This is a genomic window from Streptomyces umbrinus, assembly GCF_030817415.1.
Classification (GTDB): Bacteria; Actinomycetota; Actinomycetes; order Streptomycetales; family Streptomycetaceae; genus Streptomyces; species Streptomyces umbrinus_A.
In genome coordinates this window covers 2,483,717-2,507,676 of record NZ_JAUSZI010000002.1, presented here as the reverse complement: position 1 = coordinate 2,507,676, position 23,960 = coordinate 2,483,717, and the positions used below count along the sequence as shown (strand labels likewise).

14 protein-coding genes and 3 pseudogenes are annotated in these 23,960 nt (G+C 67.1%); 6 read left to right on the top strand and 11 right to left on the bottom strand.

Annotated elements, in window-relative coordinates:
- Positions 1-69 precede the first annotated feature (69 nt).
- Complete coding sequence (locus QF035_RS11570) at positions 70-732, top strand: ArsR/SmtB family transcription factor (protein ID WP_307520044.1); 663 nt, start codon at positions 70-72, stop codon at positions 730-732.
- Between the two features lie 35 nt (positions 733-767).
- Here QF035_RS11570 and QF035_RS11565 read toward each other — a convergent pair whose 3' ends face one another.
- The 7 genes and pseudogenes from QF035_RS11565 to QF035_RS11540 form a co-directional block, all read right to left on the bottom strand.
- On the bottom strand, positions 768-965 hold the full coding sequence (locus tag QF035_RS11565; RefSeq protein ID WP_307520042.1) for a transposase: 198 nt from the start codon (positions 963-965) through the stop codon (positions 768-770).
- A gap of 268 nt (positions 966-1,233) precedes the next feature.
- Positions 1,234-1,782, bottom strand: a complete 549-nt coding sequence (locus QF035_RS11560) for a helix-turn-helix domain-containing protein (protein WP_307520040.1) — start codon at positions 1,780-1,782, stop codon at positions 1,234-1,236.
- Positions 1,783-1,957: 175 nt separating this feature from the next.
- Positions 1,958-2,710: an IclR family transcriptional regulator gene (locus QF035_RS55740; RefSeq protein WP_373466635.1), complete on the bottom strand. Its 753-nt coding sequence runs from the start codon at positions 2,708-2,710 to the stop codon at positions 1,958-1,960.
- Positions 2,711-2,788: 78 nt separating this feature from the next.
- Positions 2,789-3,796, bottom strand: coding sequence for a polyprenyl synthetase family protein (locus QF035_RS11555; protein ID WP_307520039.1), 1,008 nt, complete (start codon positions 3,794-3,796; stop codon positions 2,789-2,791).
- 211 nt (positions 3,797-4,007) lie between these two features.
- The gene (locus QF035_RS11550) at positions 4,008-5,435 is read right to left on the bottom strand and encodes a cytochrome P450 (protein ID WP_307531053.1); all 1,428 of its coding nucleotides are present in this window, start codon (positions 5,433-5,435) and stop codon (positions 4,008-4,010) included.
- 26 nt (positions 5,436-5,461) lie between these two features.
- Positions 5,462-6,598 carry a terpene synthase family protein gene (locus QF035_RS11545; protein ID WP_307520038.1) on the bottom strand — a complete coding sequence of 379 codons (1,137 nt, stop codon included), beginning with the start codon at positions 6,596-6,598 and terminating at the stop codon, positions 5,462-5,464.
- A 452-nt stretch (positions 6,599-7,050) separates the two neighbouring features.
- A pseudogene (locus QF035_RS11540) lies at positions 7,051-7,146 on the bottom strand (IS21-like element helper ATPase IstB); the annotation flags it as partial.
- Positions 7,147-7,291: 145 nt separating this feature from the next.
- Here QF035_RS11540 and QF035_RS11535 point away from each other — a divergent pair.
- From QF035_RS11535 to QF035_RS11520, 4 genes and pseudogenes are all read left to right on the top strand, one after another.
- On the top strand, positions 7,292-8,299 hold the full coding sequence (locus tag QF035_RS11535) for a tyrosine-type recombinase/integrase (RefSeq protein WP_307519917.1): 1,008 nt from the start codon (positions 7,292-7,294) through the stop codon (positions 8,297-8,299).
- A gap of 53 nt (positions 8,300-8,352) precedes the next feature.
- Positions 8,353-8,667 carry a helix-turn-helix domain-containing protein gene (locus QF035_RS11530; RefSeq protein ID WP_307520037.1) on the top strand — a complete coding sequence of 105 codons (315 nt, stop codon included), beginning with the start codon at positions 8,353-8,355 and terminating at the stop codon, positions 8,665-8,667.
- Between the two features lie 233 nt (positions 8,668-8,900).
- A pseudogene (locus tag QF035_RS11525) lies at positions 8,901-9,383 on the top strand (helix-turn-helix domain-containing protein); the annotation flags it as partial.
- A gap of 134 nt (positions 9,384-9,517) precedes the next feature.
- A complete protein-coding gene (locus QF035_RS11520; protein WP_444968430.1) occupies positions 9,518-9,850 on the top strand; it encodes a hypothetical protein in 333 nt (110 codons plus the stop codon).
- 175 nt (positions 9,851-10,025) lie between these two features.
- Here the strand turns inward: QF035_RS11520 and QF035_RS11515 are convergent.
- Together QF035_RS11515 and QF035_RS11510 are read right to left on the bottom strand one after the other, a co-directional pair.
- A protein-coding gene (locus tag QF035_RS11515; RefSeq protein WP_307517772.1) for an IS3 family transposase occupies positions 10,026-11,206 on the bottom strand; the annotation gives its coding sequence in 2 pieces (ribosomal slippage) (positions 10,026-10,942 and positions 10,942-11,206; 1,182 coding nt in all).
- A gap of 400 nt (positions 11,207-11,606) precedes the next feature.
- Positions 11,607-11,759, bottom strand: a complete 153-nt coding sequence (locus QF035_RS11510; protein ID WP_307520036.1) for a hypothetical protein — start codon at positions 11,757-11,759, stop codon at positions 11,607-11,609.
- A 267-nt stretch (positions 11,760-12,026) separates the two neighbouring features.
- Between QF035_RS11510 and QF035_RS11505 the strand changes: the two genes are divergently transcribed.
- The gene (locus QF035_RS11505; protein WP_307520035.1) at positions 12,027-12,371 is read left to right on the top strand and encodes an AAA family ATPase; all 345 of its coding nucleotides are present in this window, start codon (positions 12,027-12,029) and stop codon (positions 12,369-12,371) included.
- 52 nt (positions 12,372-12,423) lie between these two features.
- Here QF035_RS11505 and QF035_RS11500 read toward each other — a convergent pair.
- Both QF035_RS11500 and QF035_RS11495 read right to left on the bottom strand, forming a co-directional pair.
- Positions 12,424-12,861: pseudogene (locus QF035_RS11500) on the bottom strand (transposase); the annotation flags it as partial.
- Between the two features lie 163 nt (positions 12,862-13,024).
- Positions 13,025-23,803 carry a non-ribosomal peptide synthetase/type I polyketide synthase gene (locus QF035_RS11495; protein ID WP_307520034.1) on the bottom strand — a complete coding sequence of 3,593 codons (10,779 nt, stop codon included), beginning with the start codon at positions 23,801-23,803 and terminating at the stop codon, positions 13,025-13,027.
- Positions 23,804-23,960: the final 157 nt, after the last annotated feature.

Sequence of the window (23,960 nt, the reverse complement as noted above, 5' to 3'; positions counted from 1 at the left end):
GTTGCGGCCAACTGGCAAGGTCGACAAGCCCACTGTTACTCTATTCTTGAAAATGCTTGAGGAGTGGATATGGGTGACTCGGGTCTCAAGGCGGAGCTTTACGAACAGTTCGCCCGTGTAGGGAAAGCATTCGGCAGCGGCAAGCGCCTGGAACTGCTCGATCTCATCGCACAGGGTGAGCGGACGGTGGACTCGCTGGCCAAGGCGGCGGAGCTCGGCCTGACCACCGCGTCCGCGCACCTTCAAGCCCTTAAGCGAGCGGGCGTCGTGACAACCCGTCGAGAGGGCACGCGTGTCTACTACAGACTCTCGGGTGAAGATGTCGCCGCGTTGTACGTGTTGATCCGTAATGTGGCCCAGACGCACATCGCAGACACGGAACGAGCACGCGCTGTCTACCTCGGAGAGGCGACAGAAGCCATCGGTCGCGAGGAGCTGCTCGCTCGGGCGAAGGAAGGCAGCGTGATCGTCCTCGACGTACGGTCACACGAGGAATATGTGGCCGGCCACATCCCAGGAGCTTTCAGCGTGCCGCTGGAGGAGTTGGACGACCGGCTCACGGCTCTGCCATCGGACAGGGAGATAGTGGCTTACTGCCGCGGAAGCTACTGCGTCCTGGCTCACGACGCGGTACGGCTTCTCAACAGCCGGGGGCGCAAGGCGCGCCGACTGGTCGACGGCATGCTGGAGTGGCGTGTGGACGGCCTGCCCATCACGTCCGAATCGGTTTGAGTACTGCATCGAAGGGCCGAAGCGGCTCCCCGGCTCTAAGCGGCTTGGGTGAAGTTCGGTGTTGCTTGTCGGATCCGTTCGCGTTGCCGCCGCATCGCCCGGTCGACGGCGGCGCCGATGGCCTCGGTGCTGGTCTGGGCGCGCTGTGGGTAGTCCTGGTACTTCGCCTGGCGCCAGACCAGCTCGATGTCGTTCAACTCCGGGCTGTATGGCGGCAGGTAGAACAGTTCCACCCCGATCTTCGCCAGCTGGCGTCGGCGCCCCTTGAACGCCTTGGCCCCGCCAGCCGCACGCAGACGAACTCCAGCAGCACGCCGGCATCGAACTTGCCGCTGGTGTGCTGCCAGACCAGGTCGGGGGCACTACCGACGACTTGGGCGCCGAGCACGTTGACCCGACGGTTTCTGGTGTCCTCGCGTGGGACCACCACCCGTTGCCCGATCCTTGACCAGGTGTAGCCGGTGGGCATGGTCGGAGCGAACCCGGACTCGTCCAGGAAGATCAGGTCGCCTTGTCCGGCGTCGGCGGCCTGCCGCAAGGCCGCAAGTCCCCCAGCTCGGCCCGGGCGGCCTGCTGGAGGACGGGATCGGCCTGGTGCCGGACGCTGTCGCGGGTGCGTTTCCAGCGGAACCCGTCACGGCGCAGCAGTTCCCACAGCCAGTACGCGGAGATTTCCACGCCCCGCTCGTCGCGGAGCCAGTCGCGCAGGGCCGGGGCGGTCCAGGTGATCCCTGCGGCGGCCGATGTGTCCAGCAGGTCGGCCAGCTCGGCGCGGTCCTCGGGACCCAGGATCCTGGCGGGCCGGCCGGGCCGGGGCGCGTCCGGCAGCGCGTCCAGCCCGCCCTTCTCGAAGCGGTGGACGGCGGCGCGGACGGTGACCGGGTTGCACTCCAGCAGGTCGGCGACCTCGGTCACCGTCCTTCCCCGGTCGAGCAGCCGGACGCACTCCGCACGCAGCCGGGTATGCCGGGCCAGGTCGCGTCGGCCCAATAACCCACGCAGGTCGCAACGCTGATCATCGGTCAGCTCGAGATGGAGGTTCTTCGGCATCGCGTCCCTCCCGCAGGACGCCTACCCACACCGCAACCGACATCACCCAGACCGCTTAGACCACTGGCCTGCCTGTTTGACGCTTCAGGCAAGCCAGTGGAGTGCTGATTGGTTCAGACGCATTGTAGAGACGAGTTGATACTGTCGACGCGCCCCGCTGGCCTGGGAGCCTCAGTCAGGCAGGGTGACAAGGACGCAGCGCGAGCGGTACGACGGACATGACGGGCCGCGGTGTCGATGTCGAAGCATCCAAGGGACCCGACACGGAGATCGCGGCCACCACGCATTCGTCGGCGTCCTGGATTGGTGCGGCTATATCCGCTATGTCGGGAAGAGATTGGTTCCAGCTGCAAGCCAGCCCCTCCGCGCGGACGGCTGCCAACTCCCGTTCCAGGAGCCCCGGTGACACGACAGTCTCTGCCGTGAAGTGGCGCAGCCTGGCCCGGAGGACCCGAAGCCGGGAGTAGTCATCGGTGTGTGCCAGAAGCACCCTTCCCAGGGCAGGGCAGGGCAGGGCAGGGCAGGGCAGGGCAGGGCAGGGCAGGGCAGGGCAGGGCAGTGAACAAGGATACGTGCTTCCACCTCCGGGAAGATGCGTCTGTCTGTCTTCCCGCGGAGGTTCTCCGATGAGGACACTCTCACCAGTCCATACGCCAAGATGGACCGTCAAGTGCGTTTCTTCGTAGAGATCAAGCATGTAGGGCAGAACACAATCCCGGAGTTGTGATGGCGACCGGCCGTCATGGATATCGGCGAGCCGCCTGATGAGACATCCCAGGAGGTAGCCGGCCTCCTGGCGCTCGACCATTCCTATGGTCTCCAGAATTCGCAGAGTTCTGTGTGTTGTCGCCTTCGCCAGGCCGCACCGGCGGGCAAGCTCAGTCACACCGATCGCTGTTCGCCCCGGTGGAAAGGCCTCCAACACCATCGCAGCTATTCCACTGCGCCTGACGGGATGTCCTCCACGTTCCAGCCTCCTCTCCACTGCCGTGCAGGACAGACGACATCAGTAGTCTCGGCTGATGACCGCATCAGCGAAGAAGATCAGTCGATCTCGGCTCGGGGAGGCAGGGAGGGTCAGGACTGCGTTCTTGGCGGTCTCGGCATAGGTTCGCGCCATGCGTGACGCTGCGGCGACTGCGCCCGTTTCGCTGGTGATTTTGGTCAGTGCCGTGAGACCTTGCTCCGGATCCGCCGAGAAGAACAGTGCATTCGAGATCTGTTGCCTCTGCTCGGCGGTGCCCGCCTCGTAGGCAATGATCACGGGAAGCGTCACGCGGCCATTCTGCACATCACTGATGTCGGGCTTGCCTGTTACGTCACTCTTACTCAGGTAAGCCAGAAGGTCGTCGTGTATCTGGAAGGCCGTACCGATCGATTCACCGTAGAGCCGAAGTGCTTCCACCTGGTCCGGTGAACCACCACCGAGAAGGGCGCCGCTTTCGCAGGAGCCCCTGAAAAAGGCGGCCGTCTTGAGCATGGCCACCTGAAGATAGGTGGCAGCGTCGAACCTGCGACTGGCGGTCAATTCCGCTTCGAGGCTCTGCCCGCGGCAGAGATCCAATCCGGCCCGTGCAACGGCCTCCAGCGCCGCGGCGACGCGACTGTCCGGCACTCCCGTCTGCCGGCATTCGGCGAGGGAGGCGAAGTGGTCGAAGAGCAGGGCGTCCCCGGCGACGATAGCGTCGTTGATTCCGTACTTGTTCTGCACCGAGGGGCGTCCCCGGCGGAGATCGTCCTGGTCAATGATGTCGTCATGTATGAGGCTCGCGACGTGGCCACACTCCGCCCCCGCGGCGGCGGGCAGCACGGCGGCCGCGTCGCCGCCGACCGCCCGCGCCGAGTCCAGCAGGAGGATGGGCCGGAACAACTTCCCAGTAGGCACCAGGGAGTAGTGGCAGATCGCATCGAGCGCTCCGGTCCCGTCTGCCCAGCGCTTCTCCAGCTCGTCGGCCACGAGTTGGCCGAGAGGTTCAACGTCGTCAAGCAGTAACAGGCTGTCGTGGACAGGCATTCCGCTACCTCGCTTCCCGTCGAGTGCGCCCAAAGTGTGTGGCTCAGGGGTGGACGATGCACGCCGCTGCCCAAGCACTCGGGACCCCTGATAAATCTCCTTATCCATAGATTTCTATATCTATGGAGTTGGTCATCGGCACGGTCGGCCCGCGGATTGCCCGAGCCATCACCAAACGCCGCGGTAGAACTCACCGGTGACCCGATGATCGTCACCCTTGGGACTCGTCTGTCCTTGAGTACGGACAGCCTCTACTCGGAGGTGGGGCGGACTCGGACGGGCCCCCGGTCGTCGGGCGAGTGGATACACGACGCTCGACGACCATGGTCAGAGGCCCTGTCCCCAGAGTCATTTCCGGAGCGGTACGCGTCTTGGTCGGCTCACCCGGGACGATCCGCAGTTGCCAGCGCGAGGCGATGGCTGCCAGGGTCAATGTGATCTCTGCCAGGCCGAATTTGTCGCCGATGCACTTTCGGCTGCCCAACCCGAAGGGAAGCATGGCGCCCGGGGGTAGATCGACGTTGCGTCCCGGCAGCCACCGGTCGGGATCGAACCGTTCCGGCTCTGGGAACAGATCGGGATTCAAGTGCAGGAGGTAGGGGCTGTAGAAGAGGGTTGTCCCCGAGCGTAGTTGTCGCCCTGCAAGTTCTGTGTCCCTGGTGGTTGTTCGCGTCACGAGCCACACAGGTGGGCGCAGGCGCAAGGTTTCGTACAACACTCGATAGCAGTAGTCGAGGCGGGGTAGGTCCTCGAAGCTGGGCTGGCGACCGCCGAGGACTTCATCGACTTCGGTGTGCATGCGCCGTTCGACATCGGGGTTCAAGGCCAGCATCTGCAAAGCGGAAGCCGTCGCGTTGCCAGTGGTCTCGGTGCCTCCGACGATCAGCGTCATGACCTGATTGTGGATCTCCTCGTCACTCAGCCGGTCGCCATCTTCGCCATCACGGGCGCTCATCAGCATGGACAACAGGTCGCCGCGGTCCGTCCCGCTTCGGTGGTGGTCGTTGATCATCTGAGTGATGACATGCTTCATACCGGCTGACGCGTAGTCGTAACGGCGGTTCGCCGCCGTTGGAAGCTTATGTAGCCAATCGACTGGTGCAACCGTGCGGACGTAGACGCCACGGAGTATGACCGGCATGAACTCCTGGACCTTAGTCGCAGTTTCGTCACTGATGAGGCTGCTGAACATGGTCCGGGCCGCGATTCTCAGCGTCAGGTCGTGCATCGCCTGGAGAATGTCGACGGTGTGTCCTGGAGCCCAGGAGGCCAGTTCTTGGTCGATCTCTTTGAGCATCAGTTCGGCGTACTTCGGCATACGTGCTTGGTGAAACGACGGCTGTACCATGCGGCGCTGTCTCCGGTGCTCTTCCCACAGCGATGCCACCAGACCGTTCCCCACGAGTCGCCGTGCTGTCTCGAAGAGTGGCCCCCCTTTGTCGAAGATGCGAGGTTGGAGCAGCATCTGTCGGGTCGTCTCCGGATCGCATGCAATGTAGGCCCGTTTGGGGCCGAGCCGGAGTTCGACAAGGTCGCCGTGGTCGGGCAACTCGCTGAGGAACTCCAATGGCCGACGCCACAGAGGCAGTGCATGACCCAGCAGGGGGAGTGCGCCTGGAGCGATTCCGGACCTCTTCACCTGCAAGGATCCTCGGGGGTCGGAATTCACGCGCTGACTCCTTCGGCCGGCTGATCGCCTGATACTTCCGGCGATCCGACGGTCCGCTCACTGGCGCCAGTTGGGGTTGGAGTGAATCTGGCTATTGGTGCATCGAGGCTTAGCCAGCCCGCTGTTGTGCCGTCCCACACGGCGCCATCGCCGAAGTAGCGTGGCGTGAGGTACTCGAACTCCTGGCTGCCGGCGATCAGCGAGTCGAGCCCATCAAGGTAGGCAACAACGTCCGGCCGCTTTGCGAGGCGGCTCTCGAGGATGTGGTCCCTGGCGGCTATGTACTCCGTCTCGTGATGCTCGACCAACTGGCACAACCGATTAACCGCCGTCTGCAGGTCGAGGCCCTCGTGGGTGAGCAGGACTCGAACCGTGGTCATGGTGTCCTCCTGTGCGTGTTCCTTGCGCCAGGAGAGAAGGTCATTGACGATGATCAGCTGTCGCATTCCGTGCGCATGCACCTCGTCAAACGCCCCAGACGGAATCAGGCCGGTCATGTCTATATCCGCCGCATATTCGGTCAGTAGCTGGAGGAACGCGCAGCCGAAGCTGTCCACCCGGATGGCCATGCAGGCGTCGAAATCGGGAACTTCGCCGTTGAGCTTCGACTGAATCTCGGTTGCGCACCCACGTAGAAACGCGTCCAAGCTGGTAGCGAACCGCACGGTTTGCGCGGTGCTCAAGCCTGGGCTGATACGCCGCCAGAGGTCCTGCGCGGCACTGCCGTAGGGGAAGTCCTCCGCAGCGCTGGTGCCGTCTCGGAAGACGGCTGTGATCTCGGCGAAGATCTCACTGGCGCCGGCATGATTCGCACCGAGGTTCGAGCGGTCCGAGACGAAGCTGTCGATGACAGTGACGTACTGGTACCAGTCGGCGATGTTCTGGGCGCGTTCCGCAGTGGTGTGAGGAACGGTCAGAGGGCCGTACAGGCCGTTCCTTTGGCGAAGAAACCTGAGCAGTTCCGCCTCGCTACTGAAGCAGCCGCCGAGGAACTGGCGTATCCAGCCGTTCGAGGTGATCTCGATCTGAGCGGCGCTTGGGTGGTAGGCGACGGGGAGTAGGCGGGGCAGCTCCGGCAGGTAGAACCGATGCTGCGGAGGCAGTGTGGAACTCGCGAGTTGTGTTACGTGCACTGGGACCCTCCAGAGTTGCCGACCACGGCAGAGAGATCCCATTATCCATGCCTGCATGGATAATGGAACCCATGGGTAATGCTGGCTTGCCGTGCGCAACGCCGCGAGGGGGAGCAGGGCCACCCGCGGAGGTGGAGTGGGCGGCCGAGGCCACGTACCGTTCAGCCTCAGTCACACCTTAAGTCGGCACCGAAGGCGTGGCCGGGGGGCAGTGGCGTAGGTGCTCGACGGCGTCGCCGAGCCGGAAGCGGACGCCGTCGACGGTGCCGTACTGGGCGAGGGCACGCTGGTGTGGCTCGGGCGGTTTGAGCAGCAGGCACCACCAAGGCGGCCTGCGCTGGCCCCACTTGGAGATCGTTTAGCCGACACGGGCGGCCCGAAGTGGCCCCGAGGAACGGCTTGACGTGGAACCAGTCGATGGGGCGACGAAGTCGGCTATTTGGCACTTTGAGTTGCTGCTGTGCCTTCGTGTGGGCGAGGCGGTACGACTGGGTGCCGGTCTCGATGATCGCGCAGAGTCGGGGGTCGCTGAAGGGTTTTGTCCAGCCATCTGGGGCTGGCACTTGTTCCCTCACAAGGGTTGCCCCTGTCACCTGGCCGTTTCCCGTTCCTGCGGTCCTCGTTGGTTCTCGTGGCAGCAGCCCGAATGTCCAGGTGCTGCCTTGACCGTTCAGGTGCGAGGAAGGTGTGCCGGTGGCCGAGGCGAGACTGCAGGTCATCGCGGGCGGGGCTGTCCCGCAGGAGCCGCTGGCGACGGACCCGTGGCAGTTCCAGGCCGCGTGCGTCGACGCGTTCGTCGCCTCGTGGCGGGCCCGCGGGTTCAGCCCGGTGACCATCGACAACGACGTCGGTCTGCTGGAGCGAACCCTGGCTGCGCTGGGGCGGCCCGCGTGGGAGGTGACGCCGGAGGACATCGACCGCGTGGTCGGTGACTTGGGGGTGAGGGGTCGGGCGACGTCCACCCGGCGCGAGTATGTGCAGATCTTCAAGGGCTTTCACCGGTTCCTGCAGGCCCGCAAAGCTGTCGAGATCGAGGCCGCGTTCGGAGTCCGCCTCGTCTGCCCAGTCGACGAGTTCAACGCTTCCCGGCATGTCGGGGACGACTCGCCCGCTCTGCTGCCGCCTCCGACACCGGAGCGGGTGACGGAGTTCTTCGACTTCATGAAGCAGCGGATCGCCACCGCGAGAAAGTACGGACCCGCCGCCCGGGATTATGCGATGTTCCGGACGCTGTATCACGCTGGGCTCCGCTCCGAGGAAGCGTCGCTCCTGGAGAAGCCGGACCTGCACTTCACCCGAGGCCCGTTCGGCAAGCTCCACGTCCGCTTCGGCAAGGGAGCACACACGTCCGGGCCGCGGCCTCGGTGGGTGCCCATGCTCGACGGGCTGGACCTGGTGCTGCGGTGGTTCCTGGAGGACGTGCGGCCCAAGTTCCCCGACTCGCCGGTGCTCTTCGCCGACGAGTCCGGCGGCAGCCTGCATCGCGGGACCATCCGCAACCGACTCCGCTATCTGATGGAACTCGAAGGGCGCCCGGCATCCGAGCGGTTCAGCCCGCATGCTCTGCGAAGAGCCTGCGCGACGCACAACTACGAACGCGGCGTCGATCTCGTCGCGATCCAGCAGATGCTCGGTCACTGGACCGTCAGCTCGACCATGCGATATGTCCGGCCCTCCGCGACCTTCATCGAGGACGCCTAGCAACGCGCTGTCGCCAGCACATTGGCCGAGCTGACCGGGAAGGACACCACGGCATGAAGATCCAATGGCGGCTGCGGATGGCCGCCGCCCAGCGCGAGGTGTGGACCGGGACGGAACTGCGGCGGCTGCTGGCCGAGAAGGCCGGCCTGGAACTGTCCTCGGCATCGGTGTCCGCGCTGTTCACCAAGGAACCCTCTCAAGTGAAGATGACCACGCTGGCCGCGTTGTGCACCGCGCTGGAGTGCACCCCCAACGACCTGATCGAGGTCGACACCACCCCCGTCGAACGGCCCATCACACCTCCTCATCCAGTAGCCGACCTGCCGCAGGCCGCCTCCGCCAGGGGCCGGTCGATGCCGCCTTTGTGACCGGCGGGCTGCTATGGGCAAGAAGCAACGCGACTGCGTCACCTGCGGTGCCCCGGTCGGATATCTCGACCGCCAGTACTGCTGCCGGTGCTGGCGCAGGCTAAACGAGCAGGCCGCCAAGGCGGTTTTGTCGGCGTCGGCTTAACGCGGACCCTCTGACGGCGGATCAAAAGTGACTCATGTGGTGATCTTCGTCTGACTCTGGCCTTGTTGATCAAGGCCAGGAGGAAGAGGTGATCCTTGTGGAGGACTGGGCAGAGATCCGTCGGTTGCACCGGGCCGAGCAGATGCCGATCCGGGCGATCGCCCGGCACCTTGGTATCTCGAAGAACACGGTGAAGCGGGCGCTCGCGCATGACCGGCCGCCGAAGTACGAGAGACCGTTGAAGGGCTCGGCGGTCGACGCGGTCGAGGTGCAGATCCGCGAGCTGCTCAGAGAGACGCCGACGATGCCGGCGACCGTGATCGCCGAGCGGATCGGCTGGGAACGCGGGATGACCATCTTGAAGGAGAGGGTGCGCGAGCTGCGGCCCGCCTACGTTCCGGTGGATCCGGTCTCGCGGACGGTCTATCAGCCCGGTGAGCTGGCCAAGTGCGACCTGTGGTTTCCGGAGGCGGACATCCCGCTGGGCTATGGGCAGAGCGGCCGGCCGCCGGTCTTGGTGATGGTGTCTGGCTACTCGCGGGTGATCGCCGCCAGGATGCTGCCGTCGAGGCGGACCGGGGTGTCGGCGTACGTGTGAACGCGGCCAGTCACGTACGAGTGAAAAGGGCCGCTTGTTGATGTGGTGAGTCCTGTTGCTCGGCACTCTGCTGCTGGTTGGCAAGGGGCGGCGGAGGGCAGCTGACGATGGTCTTGGACCCACAACGCTGGTTGGAACTCCGGCGCTTCCGTGCCCTGTTCGAGTCCGGTGCGGTGACTTTGACGGAGGTCGCCAAGGAGACGGGCCTGAACAGGAAGACGGTCCGCAAGTATCTGTCCGGGCAGGCCCCTGCCGCGCCACCGAGGAGGGTGTCGAACGGCCGGCCCCGCCGGAAGGCGGTGGACGAGGTCGCGCCGCTGATCAACGGTGCGGCCGTTGCGCAGCCAGGACAGGAACCCGGCGACGGCCGGGAGCCCGAGGTCCTGCCACTTCGCGGTCTCGTCGCGCTGTTCAAGAAACGTCCACCACTGGGCCAGTGAGGTCGCATAGCCGCGGACGGTGTTCGGCGACCACAAGAACCGGTGGGCCTCCAACCACTCTTCGACGGGGGCGACTGTCCGGTACTTCTCGTCGATCACGGTCCACGTCCGCTGCCCGCTGGCGGGCTGGACTGAGGGGCCACGTGCTTTCCGGACAGGCGTCTGACTGTCTATTTCACGCGGCGATTCGCAACTTTTCGTACTCGGCGTGGACTTCACGTGGAGGGCGGTAACCCACCGCCGAGTGGAGGCGTTTGCGATTGTACCAGAATTCAATGTACCGAGTGATGTCCTGCCGGGCAGCCTCTCGGGTCAGGTAAGTGACCCGAGATACGCGCTCGTTCTTCAACACGCCGAAGAACGATTCGGCCATGGCATTGTCGAAACAGATCCCGGTACGGCCGGAAGACCTGCGCAGTCCGAACCGGTTGAGCGTCTTCCCGAACTCGGCTGACATGTAGTTGCTTCCGCGGTCCGAGTGAAATATCGCTCCCGCCGAGAGGCTTCTGTTCCGTGCCGCGTTGCGGATCGCCCTGGATATCAGCGAGGTTTGGTAGTGGTCGTCCATCGCGTAACCGATAACTTCCTTCGTGCAGCAGTCGATGACCGTCGCGAGGTACAGCCAGCCTTCCCCGGTCGTGATGTAGGTGATGTCACCGACGAGCTTTTCGCCAGGCGCATCTGCGGTGAAGTCACGGCCCACCAGATCCGGTACCTGGCCGGCTGCGGCCTGGGTGAGGCCGAACCTCTTCGGCCTTGGCTGGCAGGGCACCAGGCCCAGTTCACGCATGAGGCAGCGGACCAGCTCCATGCCCGCGGCGACGCCCCAGCGATCCAGTTGAGCCTGGATGCGCCGGTGCCCGTAGGTGCTGTCGGATATGTCGAAGGCTTTCTTGATGAGCAGTTTCAATTCTTCGCGCCGCTGGGCCGTTGCGGATTCCGGGCGGGATCGCCAGTCGTAGTAGCCGGACCTGGACACGCCGAGTCGGCCGCACATGAACTCGACGCTGTAGGCGTACTCCTCGGTGTCGAGCCGCATCTCGTCGATGAACTCGTACTTGCTTGCTACCGGGGATCCTTCGCGAAGTACGCTGCGGCTTTTTTCAGGAAGGTAACTTCCATCTCCAGCTCGCGGTTGCGTCGTTCGAGTTCCTTCAGGCGCGCCCGCTCGTTCACCGTCAGTTCCGCATCGGGGGCCGGTTCCTGCTGCTTCTGGTGCTTCTTCACCCAGCCGCGTAGCGTCTCCGAGTTCAGCTCAAGCTCCCGGGCGACTTCAGAGATCGTCTTGCTCGACCTCAACGCGATCTGGACGGCTTCCTCGCGGAACTCCGGCGAGTACTTACTGGGTGGCGCCACTTCTTCCTCGTTTCCTTGTTCAGGACAACCCTATTGGGTACCTGTCCGGAAACTTCGTGGCCCCTCAACGGACACCTGGTCCCCGCGTCCTGGGACCGCTGCCGGGACGTGATGCAGACCGCACTGCGCCCCGGCGACCCTCCCATGTAGCCAGGCGGAGCAGGCACAGAGGCGGCCGTGGGTCGGCAACTCGGCCACCGCTGGCCCTCTTACCGGAGCTGAGCAGTTGCTCCTCGATTCGGTGATCCCGTTGTGGGTCCTGCCTAGAGCGCTGTAGCCGGCGGGCAAGCTTCCGGTCGGAAGAGCTGCGGTGCTTACCGCAGATGAAGAGGATCATGAGGTTGTCAGTGCTGTCTCTGAGGGGCAGGCCGAGGGCCAGGGCCCGCTTCACGTCCTTGAGTCAGTCGCGAGTCTCGGGGGCGTGAGATCGGGACGCGGTGAAGTACGCGTTCTCCCGTTCGGCCGGCCAGCGCAGCACCACCGCGCCCTCGGTGATCGGCAGCGGCCTGCATCCGTGGAAGACGTCGTGGACGCAGACCGGAGTAATTGTCAATTCCTGTGGATGTCGTCGGGTGACTTGATGACTCGGGATACGGATGCCTGCACCGTTCTGGCGTTGATGGCAGGCAGTTCGGTTGGGCGTACGACGGTGTCGTCATGTTGATCGCGATGGCGGGGCTGCCCGGTGCGGGGAAGAGTTCGGTCGCCCCGAGGCGTTGGGGCGCAAGCTGACTGCTCCGGTCGTGTCCGTGGCCCGATCGAGGCGGCGATGTGGCGTGCGGGGGGGCGTGACCAGCCCACGGGCCTGGCGGCGTATGACGTGGCCGAGGTGGTGGCCGATGGTGTGCTCGGCATGGGCCAAGGCGTGATCGTCGATGCGGTCAACGCCGTGGAGGCGGCGCGGGGACAGGAGCGGTCGCTGGCGGATCATCATGGTGTGCCGGTGGTGTCCATCGAGGTGGTGTGTTCGGATCCATTGGTGCACCGTCGTCGGTTGGAGAATCGTTCCTGGGGAAAGGGCTTCGCTGAGCTGACGTGGGAGGTGGTGGAACCTCTGCGGGAGGAGTTCGCCTTGTGGCCCGATCACCGGTTGGTGCTGGATACGATGACCGACCTGCCGTTGAACGTTGCGACGGCCCTTGGGCTCCTCTCCCCGACCGCCTGATCCTCAAGTGATGAGAGATCAGTAGTCAAGATCCCTGGATTGTGGGGCTAGTTCAGGCTGCGTGGGCTTCGAGGCGATCGACGAGGTGGCCGCGTTCGAAGCGGGCTCGGGCGCGGACGAGGGCGACGAGGGGGGGTGCGCTCACGGCCCGCCAGCGTGCCTGGGCGGACTCGACGAGTGTGAAGACCGTGGCCAGGGCGGCGGCCGCGCTGCCGATGCCCTTGGTGACCTTCGTGCGCAGGCGGACGGTGGCGAAGGTCGACTCGATTGGATTCGTGGTCCGAAGATGGATCCAGTGCTCGGCGGGAAGGTCGTAGAACGCCAGCAGTCTATGCCCGGCGTCGGTAATCTTCTTGACGGCCTTGGGGAACTTCGTCCCGTATGTCTTGGTGAACGCCCCGACCGCCTTCACGGCGTGCTCACGGTCCTCGGCGTTTGTAGATCTCCTACAGGCCTTCACCGCACCGGGCTGGGCGGACTTCGGCAGGGCGTTCCCGGGAGCCAGGAGTGTCAGGCTCTACGACAGCCCCAGCTGCATGCGGAGCTGGGGCTGTCAATGAGCAGGGGAAGGGTTCATGGCATTTCCGCCATCGGGTTCCCCGAGCACCGTGCGTACTGCGATCATCCCGGCCGGACGTTGGACCCTATCCGGTTCAGAGACGTCGCAGGTTCCGCAGTGGACGCCAGTGGTTCTCCGCAGCATCCTGCAGAACTTCAGTGAAGCGGTGGCCCCACGCCTCAATGGTCGCCTGTTCGAACAGGTCAGTGGAGTACTCGAAGGTGACAGTGATGGTGTCATCCCCGGGCGACAGGACCACGTAGAGCTCGTTCCGCGCTACGCCCGACGTGGGCAGGCCGCGTACCGTGGCTGTCACCGATCGCAGGTCCAGCGCTGGTGGCGGTGTGGTGACCACGGTGAAGAGCATGGTGGGGAACAGTGAGTCGGTGGTTCCGGGCGAGACAAGCTCCGCCACCTGGCTCAGTGGCAGTTCCTGGTGGTCGAGCGCGGTGAAGAGGGTCGAGCCCAGCTGCTTCACGAGATCGGCGAAGGTGTCGGCCTCGCCGAGCCGGGCGCGCAGCAGGACGGCGTCACCCAGTAGCCCGACCACGTCCGACCGCTCGCGCTGCGTGCGGTTCGCGCTGGACGCGGCCAGCACCACATCGTCGGGCCGGCCGCACAGTCCGGCCGCCCAGGTGGCAAACGCTGCGGCCAGCACGGTGTACGGGGTTGTCCCGAGACGGGCTGCGGTGTCCGCGATCCGCCTGGGCGTGTCTCCGTCGATGGCCCAGGTGTGCAGGGCGCCCCCACCGGACAGTGACTCGGGCCGCGGCCGGTCGTAGGGAAGTTCCAAACGCAGTGGTGCACCGTCGAGTTCGCTGCGCCAGAATCGCTCGAGTTCCGCCCTGCGCTTGTCGTCCAGCTGGTGTTCCGCTCGCGCGCAGTCCGTGAACTGCGCTGCGGGTGGAGCCAGCGGGGCTTCGGTGCCGCTGCGCCGGGAGTTGTAGAACTCCTGCAGTTCATGCCAGATGATGCCCATGGACCAGCCGTCGCTGATCGCGTGGTGGAACACGGTCACCAACACCCAGCGATCGGGGCCGAGCCGTGCCAGCCGGAAGCGGAACAGCGGCGCGCGGTCCATCGCGAACGCGAGGGACGCGTGGTCCAGACACCACCGGTCGACGAACCCGGCGTCCTCTCCGTGTTCGGTGAGATCGGTGACCGGCAGGTCCACGGGCACGTCGGCCAGCACCTCGACGACGTAGTGGCCGTCGCGCCGTACCGCCCTACTGCGCAGAGCGTGGTGGCGTCGCACCAGGTCTTCCAGGGCACGCGCCAGGATTCCGTGGTCCAGGTCGCCGTGCAGGTCGATGCGGTGGGCAATGTTGTAGACGCCGGGGTCGGCGCGTTCGTGATGCCGGTGCCACAGCCGGCGCAGAGTGGAGGTCATCGGCACCGTGTCCACCACCTCACCCGGGGCGGTGACGGATTCGGACACCTCAGGCGCGGACCGTTCCCAGCGTGCCGCGACGCCCCGGATTGTCGGATCCCGGAAGAAGTCGGCCATGGACACCTCGACTTTCAGGTGATCCGCCATCCGGTTCAGCAGCCTGATGGCGCGCAGTGAGTGGCCGCCGAGTTCGAAGAAGGACCGGGTCACCGGCACCTGGGACGAACCGAATTCGTCGCACCACAGCTCGTGCAGGGACTTCTCCAGCCGGGTGGCGGGCTCGGCGTCCGCCTCCGTGGTCTCGTCATCCAGCACGGGCTCGGGTTCGGGCAGCCTGCTGCGGTCCAGTTTGCCGGACGCGTTGACCGGGAGCTGTTCCAGGCGTACCCAGCGGCGCGGCACCATGTGGTCCGGAAGTTCCGCGCCGAGTGCGGTGCGCAGTTGACGGAGGTCGTCCGACAGTGTCACGGGGACCACGTAGGCAACGACCTCCGCTTCACCGTGCCGGTCGAGGCGGGGCACGACAGCCGCGTCGCGAACTCCGGGAAGCGCGGTCAGCGCCCTGAGAACCTCGGCGGGTTCGACCCGGTGACCACGGATCTTGACCTGGTCGTCGGCGCGGCCGCAGTACTGGAGGGAGCCGTCCGTGCGCCAGCGTCCGAGGTCACCCGTTCGGTACAGCACCGATCCGGCAGCGTCGTCGAGGAAGGCCGCGGCGGTCTCGGCAGGCCGCGCGTGATAGCCGTGTGCGACCGGGGCACCGCCCACGTGGATCTCGCCGACGGCACCCACCGGCACCTCGCGCCCTGCGCCGTCCCGCAGCAGGATCCGCACCCCCGGCACCGGGGTACCGATCGGCGGCCACTCCTCGCCACTTGGGTCCACGCGGTGCGAGGTGACGATGACGGAGGTCTCCGTGGGGCCGTACTGATTGTACAGGGCGCAGTGCGGGTGCGCGGCGAGGAAACGCCGGAACGTGTCGGTGAGCTGCAGTGCCTCGCCCGCCGAGAACAGCTCGCGCAGGGACGGCAGTTCGGGCCCGGTATCGATCAGGTACTTCAGCGGCGTGCAGGGCATGAACATCCGCTGCACGTCGTGGCGGCGTACCGCATCCGCGACGGCCGCCGGATCGTGCCGCACCTTGTCGTCGATCAGCACGAGTTCGGCTCCGGAGGCCAGCGTCGTGAAGATCTCCTGCACGCTGACGTCGAACGCGGGTGACGTCCACTGCAGGGTGCGCAGCGCGGGATGCCGTGCCACGTGCCCGCGGACGAGGTTGGCCGGTCCGCGGTGGGGCACGATGACTCCCTTGGGATGGCCGGTCGAGCCCGAGGTGTAGATGTAGTATGCCGGGTCCTCTGGCCGCGCTCCGTCGTCCAGGTCATCGTCCGCTTCGTCCAGGTCGCCCGCATCGTCCACCAGGTGCACAGGCCGCCGGGCGGCGAGCTCCGGATGCCGGGCGAGGAGGGCATCGGATGTCAGCAGCAGGACGGGTGCGCCGTCGTCGAGGAGGGCGGCGAGTCGGGGAGTGGGCACGGACGGGTCCAGGGGCAGATACGCGGAGCCGCTCTTGAGTACCCCCAGCAGCGCGGTGATCAGCTGCGTCCCGCGGGGCAGCAGCACTGCCACGCGCTGTCCGCGCGTCGCGCCCCTGGCGCGCAGTTGCCGGGCGAGCTTCCCCGCGCGCGTGCCCAACTCTCCGTAGCTGAGCCTCTCTTCACCGCTCACCAGCGCGACGGCGTCCGGCGTGCGTCGCGCCTGCTGTTCGAAGAGCCCGTGCAGGGTGTCCTCGGCGTCGGGCAGTGGGGTGTCCCGGTGTCCCAGCCGTACCAGGGCCGTCCGGTCGGTATCGGTGACCGCGGTCAGTTCGCGCAACGGCGCGCCGGGGGCCTCGAGGGCACGACGCAGCGTGTGCTCGACGTAGTCCACGAAGCGGCGCACCGTGCTCTCGTCGAACAGAGTCGTGTCGTACTCGACCATGAACCGCACCCCGTCACGGTGGTGCGTGAGATACACGCTGAGGTCGAAGGGGGCGCGTTCGCTCGGCATATCCAGCAGCGCCGCCGTCAACCGGGGCGGGTCGAACTCCACCTCGCCCTCGTTCTCGTACTCCACCAACACCTGGAAGAGCGGATTGCGGCTCGGGTCGCGGCGCGGGTTCAGCGTGCCGACCAACTCGTCGAAGGGGACAGCCTGGTGTTCGTACGCCGACATGCTGCTCTCCCGCACCCGGTGCAGCAGCGTCGGGAAGTCCGGGTCACCGGAAAGGTCCATGCGCAGGGCCACGGTGTCGAGGAAGAGGCCGACGTGGTGCTCGGCGCCGGAGGGCCTGGCGGTGACCGCGGTGCCCAGTATCACCTCCTGCTGTCCGCTGAATCGGCCGAGCACCGCCGCGATGGCACTGGTCAGCGTCATGAAGACGGTGGCCCGGTGTCCGGCGGCGAACGCCCGCAGTCTGCCGACGAGTTCAGCGCTCAGCGCGTGGGTGAGGCTCGCCCCTGCCCCCGACCTGACCGGCGGGCGGGGCCGGTCCGTGGGCAGCGAGAGTTCCGGGGCATCGCTGAGCTTGCGCCGCCAGAAGTCGAGGGACGCGGCAATCTCCACGGGATCGGGCTCACCGGCCGCCGACGCCTCGGTCAAGGGTGGGAGTTCGGTATCGCCGTTCGGCCAGGAGCGGTAGCAGGCGGCGAGATCGCGGGCCAGCACCGCTGTGGAAGACGAATCGAAGACCATGTGATGGGCCAGCAGAAAGAGCAGGTGCCGCTTCTCCGACAGGCGCAGCAGCCGGGCCGAGACCAGCGGACCGGCGCTCAGGTCGAAGATCCGGCGTCCCTCGGTCTCCAGAACGCCGCGCAGCGCCTCCTCCTCCGATTCCCCGCTGTGATCGTCGATCGGACAGTCGAGGCGCGCCTGGGAACGGACCTCCTGGTAGGGAATGCCGGCGGCGTCCGGGAACACGGTACGCAGCGCCGGATGCCGGTCCGCGACCCGTTGCAGCGCCCACTGCAGCGCTGGCACGTTCAGTGGGCCGTCCAGCCGGATTGCCTTGGGCTCGTGGTACATGCTGGTACCGGGGTGCAGTTGCTCCAGGAACCAGATGCGGCGCTGGGCGGGCGACAGGGGCAGCCGCTTCGGCACAAGTGCTTCTCGCTGCCTAGCAGTCGGCTGCTCACGACGCCGGACCCGGTCGAGGGCGGGCAGGGCCGCCAGCACCTTCTCCTTCGGCACGCCGAAGTCCACGAAGCAGGCGATCTCGTCCGCTCCGGCGTCCACCAGCCGGGACACCGTCTCGGCGGCCGTGTGCTCGTTACCGATCAGCGCGCGGGAGTCGCAGTAGCGTTCGTAGGCGCGCCCGAGGAGGAACTCCACATCGTCCTCGGGGGTGTTGTCCAGGTCGACCTCGAAACCGAGGCTGTTGGTGACCTGGTCGAAGAGCGACAGCGAGGAGCGCAGGTAGGACACGAACGGCCGGTACGCCTCGGCCCGCGCCTGCTCGGCGTTGTCGCCGAGATAGGTGTGCACCAGCACCACGACTCTGCCCGCTGCGGGATCGAGCCCGTGCTCGGCGCGCGTGCGCCGGTACAGGGCGATGTTCTCCGCCAGCTGCTCGACGGTCTGCGTCATCAGGTTGGTGACCACACCCAGGTCGTGGGCGGCAGCCTGCCGGTAGCTGTCCGGGTTGCCCACCACAGCCACGTACATGGGGGGCTGTGCCTGTACGGGGCGGGGATACAGCTGTATCTGGGTGGGTTCGCCGTCGCCCGCGGTCACCGTGACCGGCTGCCCCGACCAGAGCCGCCGTACGGTGGCCAACTGCTCGTACATCACCTCGCGGTGCCGGCCGAAGTGTTCTGGGGCGAGTGCGAAGTCGGTGGCGTGCCAGCCGCTCGCGAAGCACAGACCCGCCCGTCCGCCGGAGATGTTGTCGACCACCGACCACTCTTCCGCAACGCGGATCGGGTGGTGCAGCGGCAGTACCACGGAACCGGCGTGCAGCCGGACACGGCTGGTCCTGGCTGCGAGCGCGGCGGCGAGCACGGAGGGGTTGGGGAAGAGCGCGCCGAAGGAGTTGAAGTGCCTCTCCGGGAACCACAGGGCGTGGAACCCGTGTTGGTCGGCGAAGTCCGCGGCGTCCATGATCAGTGTGTATTTGTCGCGGTCGGCGTCCTCGGGGTAGTCGCCGAAGAAGTACAGGCTGAAGTCGCATCCGGGTGCAGGAGTGGGTTGAGGGCGTACCGCAGGCGCTGGTTCGGGCTCCGGCGTGGCTTTCGGCAGTACGGGGCCGGCAGCCGGGGTCCGCTGTGCCGGGGCCGGAGTCGCTGCAGCGGTGGAGGAAGAGGACGCGAGCACGTCGAGCTGCCGGGAGATCACCCCGGTCACCTGATCGACGAGGTGCTCGGCCAGCCTCAGCTGCTGAGCGAACAGGTCGTGGTGCTCACCGGCGCCTTCGGGAACCTGCGCTGGTTCCCGAAGGTGCGGCTGCGAGGAGACGGTCACCTCCGTCTCCTCGTACGGCTCGGCCGAAGGGGCTTCGGCCGAGCCGCCCCGTAGCGACGTCAGGCGTTCGGCGAGCTTGCGCGGGGTGTCGGCCGAGGAGAACAGTTCCCTGATGGGTATGCGTACGCCGTAGCGGTGCTCCAGCTCCGTCGTCATGCCCATCAGGGAGAGGGAGTCCGCGCCCAGTTCGAAGAACGAGCTGTCGGGTGCGACGTCCCTCGCCTCGCTGCCGAGTTTGTCGGCCGTCAGCTCCCGTACCAGGTCGAGTAGTTCGCTTGGCGCGGCAGGCTCCGCGGGGGTGGCCGGTGGTTGCTGAGGGCGCCCGGGAGCCTGCGTCGGCAGGACGGCTCGGGGTGCCACCTTGCGCCGCCGCTGGGGATGCCCCGGCAGTGGCACCCTGCCTGCGTCTTCTGTGATCGCGCGCCAGTCCAGTTCGGCGCCTGCGCGGTACAGCGAGCCCAGCGCCGTCAGGAGCCCGCGCACCTGGTCGGCGCGCGTGCCCCGGCCCTGCCCGCTCACCCAGCGGCTCACGGGGAGGCAGTGCCTGCCGAGGCCGGCGAGAGTGTCCCTGGAACCGATCTCCACGAAGTCCTCGCACCCGTGGTCCGCTGCGGCGGCCATGGTCAGATCGAAGCGGACCGGCTGCCGCGCCTGTCGGCAGAGGTGGTCCGCGTCGACGGTCCATCCCGTCGGACGCAGCTCGCCGTCAGCCGTGGTGACCAAGGGGACGCGCAGCGGCTCGTACATCACGCGCTCTGCGTGCAAACGGAATTCGCGCAGTGCCGGCTCCACCGCGGCCGAGTGGAACGCCCGGTCGACGGTGAGAGCCTGCCATTGCAGCCCTTCCTGATCCAGCAGGCGCATCGTCTGCTCGACGACCTGTGGGGAGCCGGAGAGCACCTGGGCGTGCGGCCCGTTGACTGCGGCCAGTTCGGCTCCGGTGGCCTGTGCGATGCGCTGCGCAGCCGTTGTGTCGACGCGGACCGCCAGCATGCCGCCGGGCGGACAGATCGTGTGCATCAGCCTGCCGCGCCATGCGGTGAGCCGCAGCCCGTCCTCGAGGGTCAGGGCGCCGCCCGCGTGCAGAGCCGCGTACTCGCCGACACTGTGCCCGAGCAGCAGCGTGGGTCGGACACCGGCGGTGCCCCACACCTCGGCCAGAGACGACTGGTGCGCGAAGAGGGCAGCCTGGGCCGTCTCGGTGGACCACACATGGCTTTCGGCGGTGGACTGGTCCGACTCGTCGAGCAGGAGCGGGAGCAGGGTGCCGCCGAACTCGTCGGCATAGATCTCCTCGCACCGGTCGAGCGTGCGCCGGGCCGCGGGATACGCGCTGTAGAGACCGCTCGCCATGCCGAGGCGGGCGCTGCCCTGTCCGGAGAAGGCGAACGCGACCGGACCGGGCGGACCGGGCGGTACCGGCTGCCCTTGCAGGGCGCGGGCGAGTTCCTCGGGCGTTCGGCCGACGGCTGCGGTCCGTGCCGAGCGGTGTGGCCTGCCGAGTGCCATGGTGGCTGCAATGTCCTTGGCCGCGAGTTCCGGGCGCTGTCGCAGCAGGTCACTGAGCCGGTCGGTCAGTTCGCCAAGAGCCTGCGCGTCGCGGGCCGACACCGGAACAAGTACGGGTAGGTCTGTGTCAGCGGCCAGGGGCTCTGTCGGCGACGGGGGCTCCTCCAGCACCACATGGGCGTTGGTGCCGCCGACCCCGAGGGCGCTGACCCCGGCCCGCCGTGGCGCACCGTGCGGCGACGGCCACGGCCGTAGCTCGCTGCCCAGCACCAACGGGCCGTTTTCCAGAGGAAGTTCGGGGTTGGGGCGGGTCAGATGCAGCGTCGGCACCAGCGTGCGGTGCCGCAGCATGAGGACCGTCTTGATGAGCCCGGCCATTCCGGCACAGCTGTCGAGGTGTCCGATGTTCGGCTTCACTGATCCGACGGTGCAGAAGGCCGTGTTCCGTGTGCCTTCGCCAAGGGCCCGGCTCAGTGCTTCGAGCTCGATCGGATCGCCGAGCGTGGTGCCGGTCCCGTGCGCTTCCACGTACGAGATCGTGTCCGCGGGGACGGCCGCCCTGCGCAGCGCTTGGCGTACGACCTCGACCTGACCCGCGACGCCGGGGGCACTGAAGCCCACCTTTTCCGCACCATCGTTGTTGACCGCAGAGCCCAGAATCACCGCGTACACGGTGTCACCGTCGGCCAGCGCGCGGTCGAGTCGCTTCAGCAGGACGGCGGCAACGCCGTTGCCGCCGACGGTTCCGTCGGCGGCCGCGTCGAAGGCCCGGCAGCGTCCGGTGGGTGACAGGATGGAGCCAGGGTGGCTGCGGTAGCCCGTCTCCTGGGGGAGGTGCACAGCGGCGGCGCCCGCCAGCGCCAGGTCCGACTCGCCGCTCAGCAGGGACTGGACCGCAAGGTGCACGGCGACCAGCGAGGTCGAGCAGGCCGTCTGGACGCCGATGGCGGGGCCGGTGAGCCCGAGCCGGTAGGCGACTCGGGAGGCGAGGAAGTCCGGCTGCTGCCCGACGGCGGCCTGTATGCCGGTGGCTGCGTCGCTCCCGTCGTACCGGGCACCGGTCGCCGAGGGTTGCTGGTGGTCGTAGAGGTTCATGCCCGAACCCGCGAACACCCCGATGCTGGTCCCCGGTTCAGCCGCGGCATACCCGCCGCCCTCGAGCGCCTCGTGGCAGCACTCCAGGAACAGCCGGTGCGCTGGGTGTGTGAGCCCGGTCTCCTTGGGGCTCATCCCGAAGAAGTCCGCGTCGAATTCGTCGACGCCGTCGAGGACTCCGGCGACGGGCACCAGGTCGGGTGCGCGACGCTGCTCCGGGGACAGTCCCGCCGCCGCGAGCTCTTCTTCCTCGAAGACGCTGATGCTGTCCACGCCGTCCCGCAGGTTGGCCCAGAACCGTTCCACCGTGTCGGCGCCCGGGAAGCGCACGGAGAGTCCGACGACCGCGACGCGCTGGGCGGCCAGGTTTTCGGAGGCGTCGGCGGACTCGGCACCGGCGTGGGCGGGGTCCGTCGGCACCCGGGCGGCTTCGGCCATGTGCGCGGCGAGCGCGGCGGCCGTGGGATGTTCGAAGAACGCGGTCTGCGCGATCGGCATTGCGAACCGCGACTCAAGGCGCGCCCGCAGGCGTACGAGGTGAAGGGACGTCAGACCCTGTTCGTAGAACGGCACGTGCACCTCGGCCCGGTGCCCCAGCAAGGCGGATATCTCCTCTTGCACCGCCCGCGTCAACTCGTCGGGGTCCGCTGCGCCGCGCGACGGGTTGGTCTTCTGCGGCTCGCCGCCGATCAGGCGGTCCCTGAGTTCGGTACGGCGCACCTTTCCCGCGGGCGTCCTCGGAAACTCGCCGTCCGGGATGGGCAGGACATGTGCGGCGGTGAGGCGGAGCCGGGAGAACAGCGCCGCCTTCACTTCCCGTGTGATGCGCGCGTCGTCGTGGGCACCGCGGCTCACGAAGAACACGGCCAGCTCCTCCGTTCCGCTGTCCGGGTGCGGAATGCCGCAGGCGGCGACCTCCCCCGGCCTGATGCCGGCGACGGCGGCGGCGGCCTCCTCGATCTCGTGGCAGTAGACGTTGTGCCCGTTGATGATGATCAGATCTTTGCGGCGGCCGGTGATCACGACCTGGCCCTCGTCGAGAAAGGCCAGATCGCCGGTGTCGAGCCAGTCACGTCCGCCGGGGAAGACCGCCGCGTCCGCCAATGGGTTGTTGGCGTAGCCCGGGGTCAGGCGGGTGGGCGAGTGCACTTGAAGCCGGCCGATCCGGCCGTCGGGCGCCGGATCGCCGCGGTCGTCCACGATGCGAAGGGTGACCCCGTGCGCCGGCGAGCCCGCCGCGACGAAGGTGACGCAGTCATGCTCGGGTGTCTGCTCGTCGGCCCGTATCAGGTCGCCGCGCAGGCTGCCTTTCAGGAGGCGGTGCACGGTTCCTGGCCGGTCGAGCCGCCCATAGGTGACAGCCGTGACCGTCTCTGCCATGCCCCACACCGGAACGATGTGTCCCTCCCGGATCCCGTACGCGGCCGTCGCGTCGAGAAAACGACGTAGCACCGGCAGCACGATCTGCTCGCCCCCGCAGAGCAGAGATTTGACACCGCCAAGATCCCAGCCGCCCGCTGCCCCCTCCGCAAGCGCGTCCGCGACGAGCTGGTAGGCGAAGGTCGGCGCCCAGCTGTGCTGCGCCCGGTGCTCGTGGAGAAGGTCGAGCCAACGCCGGGGCTCGGACAGGACCAGCTCGGTCGGCGCGTGGACATTGGTGCAGCCCACGAAAACCGCGAGCAGGTGGTACAGCAGGAACGCGCCGCTGTGGTCGACCGGTAGCCAGTTCACCATGGTGTCGTCCGGGCGAACGTCCAGGATCCGCCGGGTACTCGCAGCGAAGTCCGCCAGACCGGCGTGCGTCAGCCGTGCTGCCTTGGGCACGCCCGTGCTGCCAGAGGACAGCATCAACAGGGCAGTGTCAGACTCATTGGCTTGGATGTGGTCGTCCGCGGGCGGCGCGCTCAGACAGTCCTGCGCGACCACGACCCGCAGCTCGGGGGCGGCCACCGCGAGCGCCGTCGCTCCGATGGCGTCACTGAACACCAGCGGTCGGTCCAGTAATTGGGCGGCGTGTAACAGGCGCTCGACGCCTGGTGAGCCCGGCGCGGGGTTCTCCGCGATGGCCACGGGAAGGGCGCCGCCGAGCACACAGGCCCAGAAGACGGGAAAGAACTCGGCCAGCGGCAGCCCGCACAGCACCACCGCGTCGCCGGCGCGCAGCCCGTGCTCCCGCAGCCCTGTGAGCAACCGCCTGGCGCTGTCCAGCAGTTCGGCGTACGACTGCGAGGTCGCCGAACCGTCAGCGGCGATGGTGACAACAGCCCCGCCGGAAGCGGAGTCCGCGGCCCGTAGCAGTGCTTGCACTGCGTCGCGCGCATCGTCCTCACTGCGATCCGGCTCAGGGCCCCGGCACAGAGCTTTTCCCCGTAGGCGGTCCATGTGTCCTACCTTTCAAGACATGAGTCTGATCTGGTCATTCGTAAGATCGGAAGGCTCAGGGGCTCTGGGGATGGCTGTCATGCGGGCGCTGGTTCGACGGCTCAAAGGACTTGGCCGACCGGAGCCCCGCGATGACCCGACCGCCGCTTGGGAGACG